Here is a 20,878-nt window from a genome sequence, read left to right on the forward strand (position 1 = left end):
GCCAATTTGGCCATGACACTGGCAGGTGCTTTTTTCTCGAAACGCGCTAGAACATCGGCCCACATCGTTCGGGTCCTCCTGGCTGAAGTATCAGGGGATTTTACCTAAGACCTTGAAAGGGATGGCCGTAAGGGCGGAACCGTAATCAGCCACACCCGCAAAAACGGATATACACACAGAGAAAACTGACAGCGCTGACAGCCAGCCGTCACCCTCCTGACCCCCAAACAAGTTTATAAAGACCCTAACCCTGCCCAAATTCCGTCCGGCGCCGACTTCGCATGCAAATCCAAAAGAACAAAGCCCTGCTAGCCCTAGTGATCGTCCTGGCCGCCACCGGCACATGGTGGGCAATGAAACCGGCCCCGACCAAACTCGCCACCCCAACCGCCATCCCGGTGCGAGTCATCACCGTCAGCGAAAAAGACGTCCCCCGCTACACCAGCGGCATCGGCTCCGTCCTCTCACTACACAGCGTGGTCGTGCGCCCACAAGTCGACGGCATCCTCACCAAAATCCTCGTCAAAGAAGGCCAACTGGTCAAAACCGGCGACCTGCTGGCCACCATCGACGACCGTTCGATCCGCGCCAGCCTCGACCAGACACGCGCGCAACTGGGCGAAAGCCAGGCCCAACTGCAAGTCGCCCTGCTCAACCTCAAACGCTACAAACTGCTCAGCGTCGACGACGGCGTCTCCAAACAGACCTACGATCAGCAACAAGCCTTGGTCAACCAACTCAAAGCCACCGCCCAAGGTAACCAGGCCTCGATTGACGCCGCGCAGGTACAACTTTCCTACACGCAGATTCGCTCGCCGGTCACCGGCCGCGTCGGTATTCGTACAGTCGACGAAGGCAACTTCCTGCGCATGACCGACGCCCAGGGCCTGTTCACCGTGACCCAGATCGACCCGATCGCCGTGGAATTCTCTTTGCCCCAGCAAATGCTGCCGACCCTGCAAGGCCTGATCAACGATCCACAGCACGCGCAGGTCAAGGCCTACATCGGCGCCGACACCGACGGCGAAACCGGCAACCTGCTCGGCGAAGGTCGCCTGACCCTGATCGACAACCAGATCAACGCCAACACCGGCACCATTCGCGCCAAAGCCGAATTCGACAACGCCAGCCAGAAGCTCTGGCCGGGCCTGCTGGTCACGGTAAAAATTCAGACGGCTTTGGACAAAGATGCGCTGGTGGTTCCGCCCACCGTCGTACAACGCGGTCTCGACCAACACTTCGTCTATCGGGTCAACGGCGATAAGGTCGAAGCGGTGCAAGTGCAGATGGTTTATCAGGGCAGCGGCCAGGACATCATCAAAGGCGTGAAGGCCGGTGACGTGCTGGTCACCGATGGCCAGTCACGGCTCAAACCCGGTTCCACCGTGCAAGTCATGAGCGAGCCTGCGCAAGTAGTGCAAGCGGAGCCGCAACCATGAAAGAACACAAAGGGGTTTCGACGTGGTGCATTGATCACCCGGTGGCGACGATTCTGCTGACCCTCGCTTTGGTACTGATCGGCGTGATTGCCTTCCCGCGCTTGCCGATTGCCCCACTGCCGGAAGCGGAATTTCCTACGATTCAGGTGTCCGCGAAACTGCCCGGCGCCAGCCCCGACACCATGGCCTCGTCCGTGGCCACGCCACTGGAGGTGCAATTCAGCGCCATCCCCGGCATGACCCAGATGACCTCCAGCAGTGCCTTGGGCTCAACCCTGCTGACCCTGCAATTCAGCCTCGACAAAAGCATCGATACCGCCGCCCAGGAAGTCCAGGCGGCGATCAACACCGCCGCCGGCAAGCTGCCCAAGGACATGCCGACGCTGCCGACCTGGAGGAAGGTCAACCCGGCCGACAGCCCGGTGCTGATCCTCAGTGTCAGCTCGACACAGATGCCCGGCACCGAACTCAGTGACCTGGTGGAAACCCTGCTGGCCCGTCAGATCAGTCAAATCGACGGCGTAGGCCAAATCAACATCACCGGTCAGCAACGTCCGGCGATCCGTGTGCAGGCCTCAGCCGACAAACTCGCGGCCATTGGCCTGACCCTCGCCGACATCCGTCTGGCGATCCAACAGACCAGCCTCAATCTGGCAAAAGGCGCGCTTTACGGCGAGTCGAGTATTTCCACGCTGTCGACCAACGACCAGTTGTTCCAGCCTGAGGAGTACCGCCAGCTCATCGTTTCCTACAAGGATGGCGCCCCAGTTCACCTAAGAGATGTCGCCAACGTCATCAACGGTTCGGAAGATGATTATGTGCAAGCGTGGGCGGGTGATCGACCGGGGGTCAACCTGGTGATTTCCCGCCAACCGGGCGCCAACATCGTCGAGACCGTTGACCGCATTCAAGCCGCCCTGCCCGGCCTCGAAGCCATGCTGCCGGCGTCGGTGGAGGTGAAAACCCTGATTGACCGCACCCAGACCATCCGCGCCTCGCTGCATGAAGTCGAGATCACGCTGTTGATCGCGATCCTGTTGGTGGTGGCGGTGATGGCGCTGTTCCTGCGGCAGTTGTCGGCGACGCTGATTGTTTCGGCAGTGCTCGGCGTGTCGCTGGTCGCCAGTTTTGCCCTGATGTACCTCCTCGGCTTCAGCCTGAATAACCTGACGCTGGTAGCCATCGTGGTGGCCGTGGGGTTTGTGGTCGACGATGCGATTGTGGTGGTGGAGAACATTCACCGGCATCTGGAGGCCGGCGACGACATGCGCGAGGCCGCGATCAAAGGTGCCGGCGAGATCGGCTTCACCGTGGTCTCGATCAGTTTTTCGCTGGTGGCGGCGTTTATTCCGTTGCTGTTCATGGGTGGCGTGGTCGGGCGTTTGTTCAAGGAATTCGCCCTGACGGCGACCTCGACCATCATGATTTCCGTGGTGGTGTCGCTGACACTGGCGCCAACATTGGCGGCGTTGTTCATGCGCAAACCGGTGCATCACGCCAGCGATAAACCGGGCTTCAGCGAACGCCTGCTCGGCGGGTACGAAAAAGGCCTGCGCCGCGCCCTCGCCCATCAGAAGCTGATGATCGGGGTGTTCGGCTTGTCCCTCGCGTTGGCCGTCGCCGGTTACATCTTTATCCCCAAGGGTTTCTTTCCGGTGCAGGACACCGGTTTCGTTCTCGGCACCACCGAGGCGGCTGCGGATATCTCCTACGGCGATATGGTGAAAAAACATTTGGCCATGGCCGAAATCGTCGCTGCCGACCCGGCCGTGCAGGCGTTTTCCCACTCGGTGGGTGTCTCGGGCAGCAACCAGACCATCGCCAACGGCCGCTTCTGGATTGCCCTGAAAAAACGCGGCGACCGCGATGTGTCGGCGAGCCAGTTCATCGACCGCATTCGCCCGCAACTGATGAAAGTCCCCGGCATCGTCCTCTATCTGCGCGCCGGCCAGGACATCAACCTCAGCTCCGGCCCGAGCCGTGCGCAATACCAATACGTGCTCAAGAGCAACGACGGCGCGACCCTCGCCACCTGGACCCAGCGCCTGACGGAAAAACTGCGCAGCAACCCGGCGTTTCGCGACATTTCCAACGACTTGCAACTGGGCGGCAGCATCACCCACATCAGCATCGACCGCAGCGCCGCTGCGCGTTTCGGCCTGACGGCGAGCGATGTCGATGAGGCGCTGTACGACGCGTTTGGCCAGCGGCAGATCAATGAATTCCAGACGCAGGTCAACCAGTACAACGTGATTCTGGAGCTCGACACCAAGCAACGCGGCAAAGCCGAAAGCCTCAACTATTTCTACCTGCGTTCGCCGCTGAGTGGCGAGATGGTGCCGCTGTCGGCGCTGGCCAGATTCGATGCACCGACCATCGGCCCGTTGTCGATTGCCCACGACGGCATGTTCCCGGCCGCCAACCTGTCGTTCAACCTCGCCCCCGGCGTGGCGTTGGGCGATGCGGTGATTCTGCTCAATCAGGCCAAGGCCGAGATCGGTATGCCGACCGCGATCAGCGGCAATTTCCAGGGCGCGGCGCAGGCGTTCCAGAGTTCACTGGCCAGTCAACCGTGGCTGATTCTCGCGGCGCTGGTGGCGGTGTACATCATTCTGGGTGTGCTTTATGAGAGCTTCGTGCATCCGTTGACGATCATTTCGACGCTGCCGGCGGCAGGCCTGGGTGCGGTGATCATGCTGTGGATCTGCGGCCAGGACTTTTCGATCATGGCGCTGATCGGCCTGGTGCTGCTGATCGGTATCGTCAAGAAGAACGGCATCCTGATGATCGACTTTGCGCTCGACGCTCAGCGCCAACGAGGCTTGTCGCCGCAGGATGCGATTTTCGAAGCGTGCATCACGCGCTTCCGGCCGATCATCATGACCACCCTCGCCGCCCTGCTCGGCGCGCTGCCGCTGATGCTCGGCTACGGCACCGGCGCCGAATTGCGCCAGCCGCTGGGGATCGCCGTAGTGGGCGGCTTGCTGGTCAGCCAGATGCTGACGCTGTTTACCACGCCGGTCATATACTTGTGGCTTGAGCGGCTGTTTCACCGGCACTCACACCCACCAGCCCCATCGCCCGCACCGGCACTGGCGACTACAGACTGAGGCGGTCATGCGCGTTCTGATTATCGAAGACGAGGAAAAAACCGCGGACTATCTACACCGCGGTCTGACGGAACAGGGTTACACCGTTGACCTGGCCCGCGACGGCGTCGAGGGCCTGCACCTGGCACTGGAAAGCGACTACGCGGTGATCGTCCTCGACATCATGCTGCCGGGCCTCGACGGCTTCGGCGTGCTGCGCGCATTGCGTGCGCGCAAGCAAACTCCGGTGATCATGCTCACCGCCCGCGAGCGCGTCGAAGACCGCATCAAGGGCCTGCGCGACGGTGCCGATGATTACCTCGGCAAACCGTTTTCCTTCCTTGAACTGGTGGCGCGTCTGCAAGCGCTGACCCGGCGCAGTGGCGGCCATGAACCGGTGCAGGTGAGCATCGCTGACCTGTGGATAGATTTGATCAGCCGCAAGGCCACCCGCGCTGGCACCCGACTGGATCTGACGGCGAAAGAGTTTTCCCTGCTCAGCGTTCTGGCTCGGCGTCAGGGTGAAATCCTCTCGAAAACCGCCATCGCCGAAATGGTCTGGGACATCAATTTCGACAGCGACGCCAACGTCGTCGAAGTAGCGATCAAACGCCTGCGCGCCAAGCTCGACGGGCCATTCGACGAGAAGCTGCTGCACACCATCCGGGGCATGGGTTATGTGCTGGAGAGCCGTGATGTCCAGTAACTCAATCGCCCTGCGCCTGAGCGGCATGTTCACACTGGTGGCGCTGCTGGTGTTTCTGCTGATCGGCGGCGCGCTGTATCAGCAGGTCGACAAGGGCTTGGGCCTGTTGCCGGAAGCCGAGCTGGACGCGCGTTACAGCGTGCTGGAATCGGCGCTCAATCGCTTCGGCACGCCCGAGCATTGGGTGAAGATCAACGCCAAACTCAAGCTGCTCGGTGAAGAAGACAAACGCATTCGTTTCTGGGTGGTGAGCGGCAATCCGGGTTATGAATTCGGCCAGCCGGATGCCGCAATCCGCGCCTTCGCCCAAGGGCCGGTGGGCATGCATGACTTGCAGTTGCCCGGCCAGCCTTACCCGCTGAAAGTGCTGCTGACCGAGTTGCCGGCCAAGGATCAGCGCCCGCCCCTGCGCTTTATGATCGGCATCGACACCGAGACCTTCCATGAGACCCAGCACAACCTGCTGATCGCCCTGATCAGCCTGGCGATTGTCGGTGTGTTGATGGCTTCGGCGCTGGGCTATTGGGTGGCGCGGATCGGCCTCAAGCCGCTGATCAAATTGTCCCACGAAGCCCAGCGCCTGGCGCCTCCGCTGCGGGCCGGACGCTTGCGGCTGTCGCCGTTGCCGCCGGAACTTGAGCAGTTTGTCGACTCGTTCAATTCGACGCTGGAGCGGGTTGAGCAGGCTTACTCGCGGCTGGAATCATTCAACGCCGACGTAGCCCATGAACTGCGTTCGCCGCTGACCAATCTGATCGGTCAGACCCAAGTCGCGTTGACGCGCGGACGTTCGGCCGAGCATTACTTCGAAGTGCTGCAATCGAATCTCGAAGAGCTGGAGCGGCTGCGCTCGATCATCAACGACATGCTGTTTCTGGCCAGTGCCGATCAGGGCAACAAGGCGACCAAACTGACGTCGACTTCAATGGCCGATGAGGTGGCGACCACACTGGAGTATCTGGATTTCATCCTCGAAGACGCGCAGGTTCAGGTCCACGTCAGCGGCGATGCGCAAGTGCAGATCGAGGTCGCGCATTTGCGCCGGGCGTTGATCAATCTGCTGAGCAACGCGGTGCAGCACACAGCACCGGGTCAGGTGATTGAAGTGCGCATCGAGGTTGCGGAGCATCAGGTCAGCATTGGCGTCGCCAACCCGGGGTCGCCGATTGCCAGCGAGCATTTGCCACGTTTGTTCGAGCGGTTCTATCGGGTCGATGCGTCGCGCAGTAACAGTGGCAGTAACCATGGGTTGGGATTGGCGATCGTCAAAGCGATTGCGCTGATGCATGGCGGGGATGTGTTTGTGAGGAGTGATCGGGGGATGAATACGTTCGGCATCCACCTCCCTGTCTGACAGCCCTCCACGTTCGCAAGATCGTTCCCACGCTCCGCGTGGGAACGATCAACACAGGTGTTCACCTTTCCCCTGCAGGAGCTGCCGAAGGCTGCGATCTTTGCTTGTGCTGTAACAGTCATTTATGAAAATCACGCTGTTTCCCAACCCCCGGCAACCTTATCTTTGCCCGCACCAAACAGCACTTGCCAAGCAAGAAGGTTTTCAGAATGTCCAACAGTATGGGTATTGCCAGCGCTTTCGTTTTGTCCTCATTGTTCCTGTCGCCCATGGCGATGGCTGAAGAGTCCCAGGCCTTCGTTGCGCAAAACAGCGCTCGGGCGCAGGCGTACGATCAGCATCAGGCAGAAATGATGGCCAAGGCCAAAGACGCGACGCAGGCACCTCAAGCTGCAGCAGCCCAGGCTCAAGCGTCCGAGAAAGACAGCTGAGTCGCGCACCGCACCGTTTCCCTCGACGCGGTTGTTTGGCTCTTCCCGTTCAACCGTCGTCATTCCAGGCCGCTGCCTTTGAGCGGCCTTTTTTCGTTGTGGTCTGAACGCTGTCTGGTGCGTCTTTTACAATAAGAAACATCTCGCGCCTCAAGACATTGAGGTGCCGCTGACCCAAGGAGCTCTACTGCACGTGCGTTACCCAGTCCGCTTCACTCCATTGTTCATTGCAATTGCCGCAACGATTGCCCCCGCCGCTCACGCCGACGAGCCTAAAAAAGAAGGCTTTGTCGAAGGCTCGAGCCTCAACCTCAACGCCCGCAACTACTACATGAATCGCAACCGCCTGCAGCAGACGGACGACAACATCGAGTGGGGCCAAGGCTTTCTAGGGATCTTCCAGTCGGGTTACACCGAAGGCACGGTCGGGTTTGGCATTGATGCCCACGCCATGCTCGGGCTGAAACTCGACGGCGGTGGCGGTACTGACGGCTCCAGCATCCTGCCGATCAGAGATAACAACGGCAAAGCGCCGGGGTCGTTTTCGACGGCGGGCGGCACCTTGAAAATGCGTGCGTTCGATACCGAGCTGAAGGCCGGTGATCTGTTCCTCACCAACCCGGTGATTGCCGGCGGTGAGAGCCGCATGCTGCCGCAGACGTTCCGTGGCGTCAGCCTGACCAATCACAGCTTCGATGGCTGGTTGATCGAAGGTGGCCAGGCCAGTTTCACCAAGCCTTACAACCAGAGTGGCCACACGCGCATCGGCACCTCCTACGGCACCCTGGCCGATGGCGATGACAGCCGCCACCTGAACTGGGCCGGCGTGGCCTGGAGCGGTGTCGAAGGCCTGACCAGCAGTCTGTATGCCTCGGAACTGAAGGACATCTGGAACCAGTACTACTACGACCTGGATTACACCTGGCAGTTGAACGATCTGGTCAGCCTCAACCCGGGCCTGCACTTCTATCACACCCAGGACACCGGCGATGCGCTGCTCGGCGACATCGACAACAACACCTACAGCCTGCATTTCACCGTCGGCATCGGCAGCCACAGCGTCACGGCCGCGTATCAGCGGGTCAACGGCAATACGCCGTTCGACTACATCAGCCAGGGCGACAGCGTTTACCTCGACAACTCCCAGCAATACTCGGACTTCAACGGCCCCAACGAACGTTCGTGGAAACTCAAGTACGCCTACGACTTTGCCGGTGTCGGCGTGCCAGGCCTGACGTCAGCGGTGTCCTACTCGCGCGGTACGGTTGACCTGACCAAGGCCGATCCGAACAGCCAGGGCTACTCCAACTGGTACAGCGCCGAAGGGCGCAACGCCAAGCACTGGGAACGCGACCTCGACCTCAAATACGTTGTGCAAAGCGGTCAGGCCAAAGACCTGGCGGTACGCCTGCAATGGGCGACCAATCGCGGCGGCAACGGTTATGGCGTAATTGATACAGACACAGATGAATACCGGGTAATCATCGACTACCCGATCAACGTCTTCTAAGATCAGCCAGCCAACACTGGACATGTAGGAACTGCCGAAGGCGGCGATCTGTTGATCTTTCTCTTGAAAATCAAAAGATCGCCGCCTTCGGCAGCTCCTACAGTGGTGAAACAGCAAGCTCTCCACCGATAATCCTTTGTTTGTGCAACTACTCTCATAAGATCCCCCAACCGATAACCCCATCATGATCGCGAGTCGAACCCCACCCGCTTCGGGCAAGACCGGACGCCCCGAACTGCTGCTGATTTGCGGCAGTTTGCTGACCGTGATCGCGATTATCTGCATCGTCACCTTTTTACTGATTCGTGAGCACGCCAATGCTCAGGAATCGGCTACCCGCAGCGCCACCACCATCGCTCAGTTGATCGACGCCGACGTGCTACGCACCGTCGAGTTGTACGACCTGACGCTGCAAGGCCTGATCGCCGCCTCGCAGCGCGATGACTTACGCGACGTGAGCCCGCAGATCCGTCATCTGGCGTTATTCGACCGTTCGACCGCTGCCCGTTTCAAGGGCGACATACTGCTGCTCGACAAACACGGCGATGTGGTCGCTGACTCCTCGCGGATCGAAGCAAAACCGGGCAATTTCGCCGACCGCGATTACTTCCTTGCCCATGGGTTCAAGCGCGACACCGGCATGTTCATCAGCCGTCCATTCAAGACCCGTTGCGATTGCGATGAAGCGAACCAATGGCGTATCAGTTTCAGCCGACGCATTTCCTCGGAAAACGGCGAGTTCGCCGGGGTGGCCGTGGCCTCGTTGAAACTGGATTACTTCGACCAGCTATTCAACAGTCTCGACATCGGCAACGACAGTACCCTGAACATCATCGACAACGACGGCGTGTTGCTGGCGCAGAAGCCGTACCTGCAAAGCGACTCGATCGGCAAAAGCTTCGGTAACCGGCCCAATGTGATACGGATTCTGCGCGACCGTAGTGGCAATGGCAGTTTCAGCAGCATTTCCAGCATGGACCACCAACAGCGTCTCTATACCTATTCGCGGGTCGGTAACTTGCCACTGATCGTGATGGTCGCGTTGTCCAGTGATGAGGTGTTTGGCACCTGGCGACGGACGGCGATGCTGATCAGCGGCGCAACTGGCGTGTTGTGTATGGGGTTGTTGTGGCTGACCTGGCTGCTTGCCCGCGAACTGCGCTTGCGCCAACGCGCCGAGCACGAACTGGCGCAACTGGCGGCCACCGACCCACTGACCGGCTTGGCCAACCGCCGAATGCTCGATCAGGCGCTGCGCCACGAGTGGTTCCGCGCCCAGCGCTCGGGCCAGCCGCTGTCGGTGATGATGATCGATGCCGATCACTTCAAGGCGTTCAACGACCGGCATGGGCATCAGGCCGGGGATCAGGCGTTGCGCGAGTTGGCCAAGGTCATCACGGCGAACGTACGCCGGCCGGCGGATCTGGTAGCGCGGTACGGCGGTGAGGAGTTTTCAGTGATTCTGGCCGAGACCGACAGTGCGGGTGCGCAACAGATTGCCGAGCATATCCGTCAGGCAGTGGAGCGACTGCCGTTGCGCGACGGAGCACAGATGCCGATGACCGTGAGTATCGGTATCAGTAGCTGGACAGCGGCCAGTGAGATGACCCTGGAGCAACTGCTGTTTGCGGCGGACAAGGCGTTGTATCAGGCCAAGGAAGGTGGGAGAAACCGGGTGGTGGTGGCAGCCTGAGCGTTCTGTGGCGATTGCACCGGCGCCTTCGCGAGCAGGCTCGCTCCCACGGGGGAATGCACTTCAAATGTGGGAGCGAGCCTGCTCGCGAATAGGCGCCCCGGCAACACAAAAACTGCGGGCATAAAAAAAGGCCATCCAAGGATGGCCTTCAAAAAACTAGAGAGGTTTTTTACTTACACGGCCGCAACAGGGCGCATGTAAGAGATTGGTGCGGTGCTGGCGTCTTCGAACGTCACCACTTCCCAAGCATCTGTCTGCTCAATCAACTTGCGCAGCAGCTGGTTGTTCAGTGCATGACCGGACTTGAAGCCTTTGAACTCACCAATCAGGCTATTGCCCAGCAGGTACAGATCGCCAATGGCATCGAGGATCTTGTGCTTAACGAATTCGTCTTCATAGCGAAGGCCGTCTTCGTTCAGTACGCCATCGGCATCGACCACGATTGCGTTTTCAACGCTGCCGCCGAGTGCGAGGTTGTGCTTGCGCAGGTACTCGATGTCACTCATGAAACCAAAAGTACGCGCGCGGCTGACTTCTTTTACGAACGAAGTGCTGGAAAAATCCACGCTTGCACTTTGGGTGCGGTCCCGGAATACCGGGTGATCGAAATCGATCTCGAAGCTCACCTTGAACCCTTCGAAAGGGACGAAAGTGGCGCGCTTGTCGCCGTCTTCCACTGTCACTTCACGCAGGATGCGGATGAATTTCTTGGCGGCGTCCTGTTCTTCCAGGCCAGCCGATTGAATCAGGAATACGAAGGGTCCAGCGCTGCCATCCATGATCGGGACTTCGGACGCGGAGAGCTCGACGTAGGCGTTATCGATGCCCAGGCCAGCCATGGCCGAGAGCAAGTGCTCTACCGTGTCCACTTTGACGTCGCCGTTGATCAGCGTCGTCGACATAGTGGTTTCACCGACGTTTTCCGCGCGGGCAGGAATCTGCACCACAGGGTCGAGGTCAGCGCGACAAAACACAATGCCAGTGTCGACAGGCGCAGGCTTGAGGGTCAGATAGACCTTCTCACCGGAGTGCAGGCCTACACCTGTGGCACGGATAATATTTTTCAGTGTGCGTTGTTTAATCATGGCTTGGGCCGCTTCAGCGCAAATTGCGAACTGGTATCAACAAAGGCTGGCGATAATAGCAGACCGAGCCTTTGCTGAACACCAATCACCTTCATAGCCCTGATACATTCCATCAATCGGCCTGACGACGCAGGAATGCCGGGATGTCCAGGTAGTCCAGGTCATCTTGCGGATTCATCTTCGCGGCAGCCGCAGCACCGGCCTGAGCCTGGTTGCGCATGACGGTCGGACGGTCCAGATCACGGTAGTTCACCGCTGGCGCTTCCTGACGGGCCGCAGCCGGCTGTTGCACCTGAGAGGCAGCCATCGAGGTGTGAACGGTGTTGTCGATGACCTTCACAGGCTTCTCGATTTTCGCGCCCAGACCGGTGGCAACCACAGTCACGTGCAGTTCGTCGCGCATGTCCGGATCGATAACGGTACCGACCTTGACCATGGCGTGCTCGGAAGCGAAGGCTTCGATGATGCTACCCACGTCGGAGTACTCACCCAGAGACAGGTCAGGACCGGCGGTGATGTTCACCAGGATGCCGCGTGCGCCTTGCAGGTTCACGTCTTCCAGCAGCGGGTTACGAATGGCCGCTTCGGTGGCTTCACGTGCACGGTTCGGACCGCTGGCGCAGCCAGTGCCCATCATTGCCATGCCCATTTCGCTCATCACGGTACGCACGTCGGCGAAGTCGACGTTGATCATGCCCGGACGCTTGATGATGTCGGAGATACCGCGAACGGCACCGGCCAGTACATCGTCAGCCTTGGCGAAAGCCGACAAGAGGCTTGCGTCTTTACCGAGGATGGTCAGCAGCTTCTCGTTAGGAATGGTGATCAACGAGTCGACGCTTTCGGACAGCATGCGGATGCCTTCATCGGCGATCTGCATACGCTTGCGGCCTTCGAACGGGAACGGACGAGTCACGACCGCAACGGTCAGAATGCCCATTTCCTTGGCCACTTCGGCGATGATCGGTGCTGCACCGGTACCGGTACCGCCGCCCATGCCAGTGGTGATGAACACCATGTTGGTGCCCTGCAGGACTTCGGCAATGCGCTCACGGTCTTCGAGAGCGGCCTGACGACCTACTTCAGGGTTGGCGCCAGCGCCGAGACCTTTGGTCACGCCGGTGCCCAGTTGCAGGATGGTGCGCGCGCCGATGTTTTTCAGCGCTTGAGCATCAGTGTTGGCGCAGATGAACTCGACGCCTTCGATGTTGCTCTTGACCATGTGATTGACAGCGTTGCCGCCGCCACCGCCAACACCGATAACTTTGATTACCGGGCTTGCGGGGATGTTGTCTACGAGTTCGAACATTTTCCCTCTCCTTACATTCTCTAGTTTTTTCGCCTACTGCTGTTTGTTGCGGTGTTGCGGTAAAGCTTTAGAAGTTGCCTTGCACCCACTTCTTCAATCGATCCAGCAACGGCGCCTGTGGTTCTTCGTTGCTGTAGCTGTCGCGGCTGCCGATGCCCGAGAACGAAATCCCGTCGGACTGCTTTTGCAGGCCGTACATCAACAAGCCCACGCCAGTGGAATAAATCGGGTTGCGCACTACGTCATCCAGACCTTTCACGCCATGCGGGACACCGAGGCGTACCGGCATGTGGAAGATTTCTTCGGCGAGTTCTGTCGCGCCTTCCATCTTCGACGTACCGCCGGTCAGGACGATGCCGGCCGGGATCAGGTCTTCGTAACCACTGCGACGCAGTTCGGCCTGAATCAGGGTGAACAGTTCGTCGTAACGCGGCTCGACCACTTCGGCCAGGGCCTGACGCGACAGTTCACGCGGTGGACGGTCGCCAACGCTTGGCACCTTGATGGTTTCGCCGGCACCGGCCAGTTTGGCCAGGGCGCAGGCGTAGCGGATCTTGATTTCTTCGGCGTACTGGGTCGGAGTGCGCAACGCCATGGCGATGTCGTTGGTCACCTGATCACCGGCAATCGGGATCACCGCGGTGTGGCGGATCGCGCCTTCGGTGAAGATCGCGATGTCGGTGGTGCCGCCGCCGATGTCGACCAGGCACACGCCCAGTTCTTTCTCGTCGTCGGTCAGCACCGAGTAGGCCGATGCCAGTTGCTCAAGAATGATGTCGTCGATTTCCAGACCGCAGCGACGCACGCATTTTTCAATGTTCTGTGCGGCGTTGACGGCGCAGGTAACCACGTGAACCTTGGCTTCCAGACGCACGCCGGACATGCCCAGTGGCTCGCGAACGCCTTCCTGGTTATCGATCACGTAGTCCTGCGGCAGGGTGTGCAGCACGCGCTGATCAGCCGGGATCGCCACGGCCTGGGCAGCGTCGAGGACACGCTCAAGGTCGGCCGAGCTGACTTCGCGATCACGGATTGCGACGATGCCGTGGGAGTTCAGGCTGCGGATGTGATTGCCCGCCACGCCGACGAACGCCGAGTGAATGCGGCAGCCCGCCATCAGTTGGGCTTCTTCGATCGCGCGCTGGATCGATTGCACGGTGGACTCGATGTTCACCACCACGCCTTTTTTCAGGCCGCGGGACGGATGAGTACCGATACCGACGATTTCCAGCGTGCCGTCGTCCGCGACCTCGCCTACCAGCGCCACCACCTTGGAGGTGCCGATATCCAGACCGACGATCATTTTGCCGCTTTGCACGTTTGCCATGGGTCCTGCCTCTTCTTAATTCTTTGCGACAGCGGGTTGGGCTGTCGTCGGCGCTACTGGTTCCCGCCAGCCAACAGCGAGGCCGTTGGCGTAGCGCAGATCGATGCGCGCAATGTTCGTAATCTGTTCTTTGAGCGTCTTGTCATAGATGGCGATAAAGCGGCGCATCTTTTCCACCAGGTTGCCGCGTCCCAGCAGCAACTCGATGCCGGGGCCGGAACTGCCGGCACCGGTAGTCAGGAACCAGCTCCCGCGTTCACGCAATTCCAGGCGTGCAATCGAGAAGCCCAACGGCCGCAGCATCTGGCTCAGCACCTGGTACTGCTGCATCACTTGCTGCTGGGCCCGTTGTGGGCCGAACAGCTGTGGCAGGTGTTCGTAGTTCGCCAGCTCCCTTGGCGTAAACGCCTGGCCCTGGTTGTTCAGCAACGACTCGTCGCCCCAACGCGCCACCGGCAGTTGCTCTTCGAGGCGGATCACCACTTGATCCGGCCACACCCGACGCACTTCGGCGTGGGCGATCCATGGCATTTGCTCAAGTTCCTTGCGCATGCTTGCCAGATCGATGGTGAAGAAGCTCGCCGCCACAAAAGGGGCGATCCGCTGCTGCACCGCTTGCTGGCTGATGTAGCTCAGATCGCCCTGCACGGCGATCTTGGTGATCGGCCGGTCGGCGTACGGCAGCAAACGCTGCGCGCCTTCATAAGTACCGAAGCCGAGCACCACCAGCAGCACTGGCCAGAACAGGCTTTTCAGTAAACCGAAGTTGGCTTTCGGCAGGCGCGCGGACATCGGCTCTTTCGCCACCATTCGGCTGGCACCCCGCGGCACCGGCTTGCGGCCGGGTGCGGGAGGCTGATGTCGGAGCTGAGCGCCTTGCATGGTCTTAACCTCGCGCCTCTTGGGTTACCGCGCCTTCAACACTGGCGGCCAGAATGGCCAGCACCAGTTGCTGGAAATCCAGACCGGCCGCACGGGCCGCCATCGGCACCAGACTGTGATCGGTCATGCCCGGTGCAGTGTTCACTTCCAGGAACCAGAACTGCCCGTCGGCGTCCTGCATCACGTCCGCCCTGCCCCAACCGGCGATACCCAGCGCCTCACAGGCCTTGGCCGTGAGATCCATGAGTTCCTGTTCTTTGTCCGCGTCCAGGCCGCACGGAATGCGGTACTGGGTATCGTTGGCGATGTACTTGGCGTCGTAGTCGTAGAACGTGTGCGGTGTACCCAGGGCGATTGGAGGCAACACCTGGTCACGCAGGGTGGCGATGGTGAACTCCGGACCTTGAATCCATTGCTCAACCAAGACTTGCGAATCGTAGGTACTGGCTGCTTTCCATGCGTCGATCAACTCGGACGCAGAACTCACTTTGGCCATCCCGATACTTGAACCTTCATGCGCCGGTTTGACGATCAAAGGGAAGCCCAGTTCCGTCGCTGCCGAAATACAATCGGCTTCGCTGCACAACACGGCGTGACGCGGCGTCGGAATCCCGAGGCTGTGCCAGACCTGTTTGGTGCGCAGTTTGTCCATCGCCAGTGCCGAAGCGAGAATGCCGCTGCCGGTGTACGGAATGCCCGCCACTTCGAGCAGGCCCTGCATGCTGCCGTCTTCACCGCCACGGCCGTGAAGAATGATGAAGGCACGGTCGATTTTTTCGCTGAGCAGACGTTGCAGAATGTCGTCGCCAACGTCGATGCCGAACGCGTCCACGCCAGCGCTTTGCAGCGCCTCGAGCACGGCGTTACCGGATTTCAGCGAAACCTCACGCTCGGCACTCAGACCGCCAAAGAGCACGGCGACGCGGCCGAAGTCTTTCGGCGCGATAGTGGAAAACAGCTTGGCGTAGGCAGCAGTCATTTCAACTTCCCCTCGACCGACGCCGCCACGGCGCCAGCGAACAATTCACTTTTCAACAGCTTCGGCGCGAGACCGCCGATATCACCGGCGCCCTGGCACAGCAGAATGTCGCCGGCACGCAGCAGCGGCTTGACCAGCGGCGCCAGATCAACGCCACGCTCGATGTAGATCGGATCGAGCTGACCGCGCTGACGGATGCTGTTGCACAGCTTGCGGCTGTCGGCACCCGGGATTGGCTCTTCGCCGGCCGGGTAGACTTCCATCAGCAGCAGCACGTTGGCGTCGGCCAGTACATTGACGAAGTCGTCGTACAGGTCGCGGGTGCGGCTGTAACGGTGCGGCTGATACACCATCACCAGACGACGCTCCGGCCAGCCACCGCGTACGGCTTTGATCACGGCGGCGACTTCGGTCGGGTGATGACCGTAGTCGTCGACCAACATCACGTGGCCGCCGTCCACCGGCAGTTCGCCGTAGACCTGGAAGCGTCGACCGACACCCTGGAAGCCCGACAGGCCCTGAACGATGGCTTCATCGCTGACGCCTTCGTCAGTGGCGATGCAGATGGTCGCCAGGGAATTGAGCACGTTGTGGTTGCCGGGCATGTTCACCGAGACTTCCAGCGGCTCGCGGTCAGGACGCAGCACCGTGAAGAACGTCTGCATGCCTTGCTGACGCACATTGATCGCGCGCACGTCGGCGTCTTCGCTGAAGCCGTAGGTCACAGTCGGACGTTTGACCAGCGGCAGGATTTCGCGCACCACCGGATCGTCCAGGCACATCACCGCCAAACCGTAGAACGGCAGGTTGTGCAGGAACTCGACGAAGGTTTTCTTCAGTTTGTTGAAGTCACCGTCGTAGGTCGCCATGTGGTCGGCGTCGATGTTGGTGACCACGGCCACCAACGGTTGCAGATGCAGGAAGCTCGCGTCGCTCTCGTCGGCTTCGGCGATCAGGTAACGGCTGGTGCCGAGCTGGGCATTGGTGCCCGCGGCATTCAGGCGGCCACCGATGACGAAGGTCGGATCGAGACCACCAGCGGCGAACACCGAAGCGATCAAGCTGGTGGTGGTGGTTTTGCCGTGGGTACCGGCGACGGCGATGCCGTGGCGATAGCGCATCAGCTCAGCCAGCATTTCGGCACGCGGCACCACCGGGATGCGGCGTTCCAGCGCGGTCGCAACTTCCGGGTTGGAGGTGTTGACGGCACTCGACACCACCAGCACATCGGCGGCAGCAGCGTTTTCGGCGCGGTGGCCGATAAATATTTTCGCGCCGAACGACTCAAGACGCTCGGTCACCGGCGAAGCTTTCAGGTCGGAACCGGACACTTCATAGCCCAGGTTCAACAACACCTCGGCGATGCCGCACATGCCCACGCCGCCGATACCGACGAAGTGGATGCGACGGATGCGGCGCATTTCCGGTTGCGGCATGGCTTTCTGATTCTCAACCATGGACCACCTCCAGACAGGTATCGACCACGCTACGGGTGGCATCGGGTTTCGCCAGACGGCGGGCCGCTTGGGCCATTTCTTCGAGTCGTTGCGGTTGCATCAAGACCTCTGTCAGGCGCGCGGCAAGGTCCGCGGCACCAGTCGTTCTTTGCGGCATCAGGAAGGCTGCGCCTTCACGGGCCAAATAATCGGCGTTGCGGGTCTGGTGATCGTCGATCGCGTGGGGCAAAGGCACCAGCATCGAGGGCAGACCGGCGGCAGCCAGCTCACTGATGGTCAACGCGCCTGCACGGCACACCACCAGGTCAGCCCAGCCATAGGCCTGGGCCATGTCTTTGATGAATGGCTGCACCTGCGCTTCCACGCCGGCGGCGCGGTAGCGCTCTGCAGTCACTTCATCGTGGTTTTTGCCGGCCTGATGAAACACTTCCGGACGCAAATCGGCAGCGACTTGGGCCAAGGCTTCAGGCAGCAATTTGTTCAACGGTTCTGCGCCCAGGCTTCCGCCCAGGATCAGCAAACGCGCTTTGCGCCCTGCCAGAGCAGGTCGCAATGTGTCGAGGAACAGCTCGCTGCGCACCGGGTTTCCGGTGGTACGGCGGGTGTCCGACAGAGTAAAGGTGTCGGGGAACGCTTCACACACTCGGGCGGCGAACGGCACCAGCAACCGATTGGCGGTGCCGGCGACAGCGTTCTGCTCGTGAACGATCACGGGCACACCGGCCAGTTTCGCGGCGAGGCCACCGGGCCCAGTCACATAACCACCGAAGCCGACCACGCACACCGGTTTCAGACGACGAATGATCGCCCGCGCCTGCCATACCGATTTGAGCAGCATGAACGGCGCTTTGAGCAGCGACAGCTTGCCCTTGCCGCGCAGGCCGGTGGCGTTGATTCGGTGCAATTGCAGCCCGGCGGCCGGAACCAGCTCGTTTTCGATTCCGCGTGGCGTGCCGAGCCAGTGCACGGTGTAGCCGCGTGCCTGAAACTCGCGGGCACAAGCCAGTGCAGGGAATACGTGGCCGCCGGTTCCGCCGGCCATGATCAATACGTTAGCGTCCATGATTCGGCTCCTCAGCGAAGTCGCTCTCATGGAATTCCATTTCTTCACTGCCGAGGTGGGTTCGACTCTCCCACTCGATCCTCAGCAACAAGCCAAGACAGGCACAGCAGATCACCAACGAACTGCCGCCATAACTGAGGAACGGCAAGGTCAGACCCTTGGTTGGCAGCAGGCCGACGTTCACACCGATGTTGATCAGGAACTGACCAATCCACAGGAACGACAGGCCGTAAGCCACATACGCGGCAAAAAACTGTTTGGCCTTCTCGGCCCACAAGCCGATGTACATGCCGCGGATACACACGAACACGAACAGCGCCACGGTGCACAGCGAGCCCACGGCGCCGAGCTCTTCGGCCAATACCGAGAACACGAAGTCGGTGTGCGCTTCCGGCAGGTAGAACTGCTTCTGCACGCTGTTGCCCAGGCCCACGCCCAGCCATTCACCGCGACCAAACGCGATCAAGGCTTGCGACAACTGGTAACCGGCACCGAACTGGTCCGCCCACGGGTCAGCGAAGTTGGTCAGACGCGCCATCCGATACGGCTGCATCTGAATCAGCAACACCACGGCCCCGACCGCCAGCACCACCATCAACGAGAAACGGAACAGCCCGACCCCGCCAAGGAACAGCATCGCCGCCGCAGCCCCCATCATTACAACGGTGGCGCCGAAGTCCGGTTCCATCAGCAACAGGCCGGCCATCGGCAGCAGCACGATGAATGGCTTGAAGAAGCCCATCCAGCTTTCGCGCACTTCTTTCTGGCGCCGCACCAGGTAACCGGCGAGGTAGATCACCACGAACACCTTGGCGATCTCGGATGGCTGCACGTTGAAGAAGCTGAAACCGATCCAGCGCATCGAACCGTTAACCTCACGGCCGATCCCCGGGATGATCACCATGATCAGCAGGCCGAATGCACCGAGCAGCATCAACCAGCCGAGACGTTGCCAGGTGGCGATCGGAATCATCATGGTGATGATGCACGCGCCCAATCCCAGCACCACATAGATAAGGTGGCGGATCATGTAATACAGCGGACTGCCCGACTGCGCGGCCGCCACTTCGGTGGAGGCCGAAGCGATCATGATCAGACCCAGGCCGAGCAGCGCCAGGCAACCGGCGAGCATCGGGAAGTCGAGATCGATGCCGCGTCCGGTAATCAGCGGCGACGGGTACGGCTTGATGATATTTCTCAGGTTCATGCCAATTCCTCCACGGCGCGGACGAACTGGTGACCACGGTCTTCGTAATTCTTGAACATGTCGAAACTGGCACAGGCCGGCGACAGCAGCACCACGTCACCCGGTTGGGCGGCAGCGCGGCATTGCGCGACAGCATCAACCAGGGAGGTTGCGCGAATCAGTGGCACGCCATCGCCTACGGCCGCGCCGATCTTGTCGGAGTCGCGGCCCATCAGGATCACGGCGCGGCAGTTGGCTGCCACCGGATCACGCAGGTCGTTGAACTCGGCACCTTTGCCATCACCACCGGCGATCAGAACGACCTTGCCGTCGATGTCCGCACCCAGGCCTTCGATGGCCGCCAGTGCGGCGCCAACGTTGGTGGCTTTGGAGTCGTTGTAATAAGCAACGCCGTCCAGATCACGCACCCACTGGCAGCGATGTTCAAGACCGGCGAAGGTGCGCAGGGCCGCCAGCATCGCGTCGAACGGCAGGCCGACCGCATGGCCGAGCGCCAGCGCCGCCAGTGCGTTGGACTGGTTGTGCGCGCCACGAATTTTCAGCTCGCGTACCGGCATCAGGTTCTGGAATTCGAAGGCCAGATACTTCTCGCCATCTTCCTCACGGATACCGAATGCCTTGAAATCAGGCTTGCTCAAACCGAAGGTCCAGCACGGCTGGCCCTCGCCCATCAGCGGCCGGGTCAGCGCGTCCTGACGGTTGACCACGAACTGCTTCGCACCACGGAAGATCCGGTGCTTGGCCAGGTGGTACGCCGGCAGACCGCTGTAGCGATCCATGTGGTCTTCGCTGATGTTCAGCACGGTCGCCACTTCAGCGTTGAGCTGATCGGTGGTTTCCAGCTGAAAGCTCGACAACTCCATCACGTACAACTCGACGTCGTCGCTGAGCAGATCCAGCGCCGGGGTACCGAGATTGCCGCCCACCGCCACACGTTTGCCGGCCGCAGCCGCCATCTCGCCGACCAGGGTGGTGACGGTGCTTTTCGCGTTGGAACCACTGATGGCCACAATCGGCGCCTGCGCGTTACGCGCGAACAGCTCGATGTCACCGGACAGTTTCACGCCACGGGCCGCAGCGGCTTGCAGGGCCGGGGTCGCCAGCGCCAGGCCGGGGCTCACGTAGAGCTCGTCGGCACGGCAGAGGAATTCGACGTCCAGCTCGCCACAACGCACTTCCACGTGCGGATAGTCACGCTTGAGCGTGGCCAGTTCCGGTGGATTTTCCCGCGTGTCCGCCACGGCAAACGACGTGCCCCGGTTCGCCAGGAAGCGAACCAGGGACATGCCGCTCTTGCCGAGGCCGACAACGATGCGGAAGTGGTCAGAAGCGATCAGAGACACT

The 20,878-nt window shown here is 60.6% G+C and carries 16 protein-coding genes; 7 read left to right on the forward strand and 9 right to left on the reverse strand.

Features of this window, described 5'->3' with window-relative positions:
* Nucleotides 1–281: 281 nt before the first annotated feature.
* The 7 genes from CKW18_RS22385 (at nucleotide 282) to CKW18_RS22415 (ending at nucleotide 10,222) form a co-directional block, all read left to right on the forward strand.
* Nucleotides 282–1,439 (forward strand): efflux RND transporter periplasmic adaptor subunit, encoded by a 1,158-nt coding sequence (locus CKW18_RS22385; protein ID WP_095190799.1) that lies wholly within the window; start codon nucleotides 282–284, stop codon nucleotides 1,437–1,439.
* On the forward strand, nucleotides 1,436–4,549 hold the full coding sequence (locus CKW18_RS22390) for a multidrug efflux RND transporter permease subunit (protein ID WP_095190800.1): 3,114 nt from the start codon (nucleotides 1,436–1,438) through the stop codon (nucleotides 4,547–4,549). Before CKW18_RS22385 ends, CKW18_RS22390 begins: the two co-directional genes overlap by 4 nt.
* A gap of 7 nt (nucleotides 4,550–4,556) precedes the next feature.
* The gene (locus CKW18_RS22395) at nucleotides 4,557–5,234 is read left to right on the forward strand and encodes a heavy metal response regulator transcription factor (RefSeq protein WP_095190801.1); all 678 of its coding nucleotides are present in this window, start codon (nucleotides 4,557–4,559) and stop codon (nucleotides 5,232–5,234) included.
* The gene (locus tag CKW18_RS22400; RefSeq protein WP_095190802.1) at nucleotides 5,224–6,588 is read left to right on the forward strand and encodes a heavy metal sensor histidine kinase; all 1,365 of its coding nucleotides are present in this window, start codon (nucleotides 5,224–5,226) and stop codon (nucleotides 6,586–6,588) included. The genes CKW18_RS22395 and CKW18_RS22400 overlap by 11 nt, the downstream gene beginning before the upstream one ends.
* Nucleotides 6,589–6,797: 209 nt before the next feature.
* On the forward strand, nucleotides 6,798–7,019 hold the full coding sequence (locus tag CKW18_RS22405) for a hypothetical protein (protein WP_095190803.1): 222 nt from the start codon (nucleotides 6,798–6,800) through the stop codon (nucleotides 7,017–7,019).
* 193 nt (nucleotides 7,020–7,212) lie between these two features.
* The gene (locus CKW18_RS22410; RefSeq protein ID WP_095190804.1) at nucleotides 7,213–8,529 is read left to right on the forward strand and encodes an OprD family porin; all 1,317 of its coding nucleotides are present in this window, start codon (nucleotides 7,213–7,215) and stop codon (nucleotides 8,527–8,529) included.
* A gap of 184 nt (nucleotides 8,530–8,713) precedes the next feature.
* A complete protein-coding gene (locus tag CKW18_RS22415; protein ID WP_095190805.1) occupies nucleotides 8,714–10,222 on the forward strand; it encodes a sensor domain-containing diguanylate cyclase in 1,509 nt (502 codons plus the stop codon).
* Nucleotides 10,223–10,398: 176 nt separating this feature from the next.
* Here CKW18_RS22415 and lpxC read toward each other — a convergent pair whose 3' ends face one another.
* From lpxC to murD, 9 genes are all read right to left on the reverse strand, one after another.
* On the reverse strand, nucleotides 10,399–11,310 hold the full coding sequence (lpxC, locus tag CKW18_RS22420) for a UDP-3-O-acyl-N-acetylglucosamine deacetylase (protein ID WP_007916984.1): 912 nt from the start codon (nucleotides 11,308–11,310) through the stop codon (nucleotides 10,399–10,401).
* Between the two features lie 112 nt (nucleotides 11,311–11,422).
* Nucleotides 11,423–12,619, reverse strand: a complete 1,197-nt coding sequence (ftsZ, locus tag CKW18_RS22425) for a cell division protein FtsZ (protein WP_095190806.1) — start codon at nucleotides 12,617–12,619, stop codon at nucleotides 11,423–11,425.
* Nucleotides 12,620–12,686: 67 nt separating this feature from the next.
* On the reverse strand, nucleotides 12,687–13,946 hold the full coding sequence (gene ftsA / locus CKW18_RS22430) for a cell division protein FtsA (RefSeq protein ID WP_007989901.1): 1,260 nt from the start codon (nucleotides 13,944–13,946) through the stop codon (nucleotides 12,687–12,689).
* A 15-nt stretch (nucleotides 13,947–13,961) separates the two neighbouring features.
* Entirely contained in the window at nucleotides 13,962–14,828 is an 867-nt protein-coding gene (locus tag CKW18_RS22435; RefSeq protein WP_095190807.1) for a cell division protein FtsQ/DivIB, read from the reverse strand.
* A 4-nt stretch (nucleotides 14,829–14,832) separates the two neighbouring features.
* The gene (locus CKW18_RS22440) at nucleotides 14,833–15,807 is read right to left on the reverse strand and encodes a D-alanine--D-alanine ligase (RefSeq protein WP_095190808.1); all 975 of its coding nucleotides are present in this window, start codon (nucleotides 15,805–15,807) and stop codon (nucleotides 14,833–14,835) included.
* On the reverse strand, nucleotides 15,804–17,264 hold the full coding sequence (murC, locus tag CKW18_RS22445; protein ID WP_095190809.1) for a UDP-N-acetylmuramate--L-alanine ligase: 1,461 nt from the start codon (nucleotides 17,262–17,264) through the stop codon (nucleotides 15,804–15,806). Before murC ends, CKW18_RS22440 begins: the two co-directional genes overlap by 4 nt.
* Nucleotides 17,257–18,327 carry an undecaprenyldiphospho-muramoylpentapeptide beta-N-acetylglucosaminyltransferase gene (murG, locus tag CKW18_RS22450; RefSeq protein WP_095190810.1) on the reverse strand — a complete coding sequence of 357 codons (1,071 nt, stop codon included), beginning with the start codon at nucleotides 18,325–18,327 and terminating at the stop codon, nucleotides 17,257–17,259. Before murG ends, murC begins: the two co-directional genes overlap by 8 nt.
* On the reverse strand, nucleotides 18,317–19,534 hold the full coding sequence (ftsW, locus tag CKW18_RS22455) for a putative lipid II flippase FtsW (protein ID WP_047303079.1): 1,218 nt from the start codon (nucleotides 19,532–19,534) through the stop codon (nucleotides 18,317–18,319). Before ftsW ends, murG begins: the two co-directional genes overlap by 11 nt.
* A complete protein-coding gene (gene murD / locus CKW18_RS22460) occupies nucleotides 19,531–20,877 on the reverse strand; it encodes a UDP-N-acetylmuramoyl-L-alanine--D-glutamate ligase (RefSeq protein ID WP_095190811.1) in 1,347 nt (448 codons plus the stop codon). The genes ftsW and murD overlap by 4 nt, the downstream gene beginning before the upstream one ends.
* Nucleotide 20,878 lies beyond the last annotated feature (1 nt).

This window comes from Pseudomonas sp. Irchel 3E19, assembly GCF_900187585.1.
Classification (GTDB): domain Bacteria; phylum Pseudomonadota; class Gammaproteobacteria; order Pseudomonadales; family Pseudomonadaceae; genus Aquipseudomonas; species Aquipseudomonas baetica.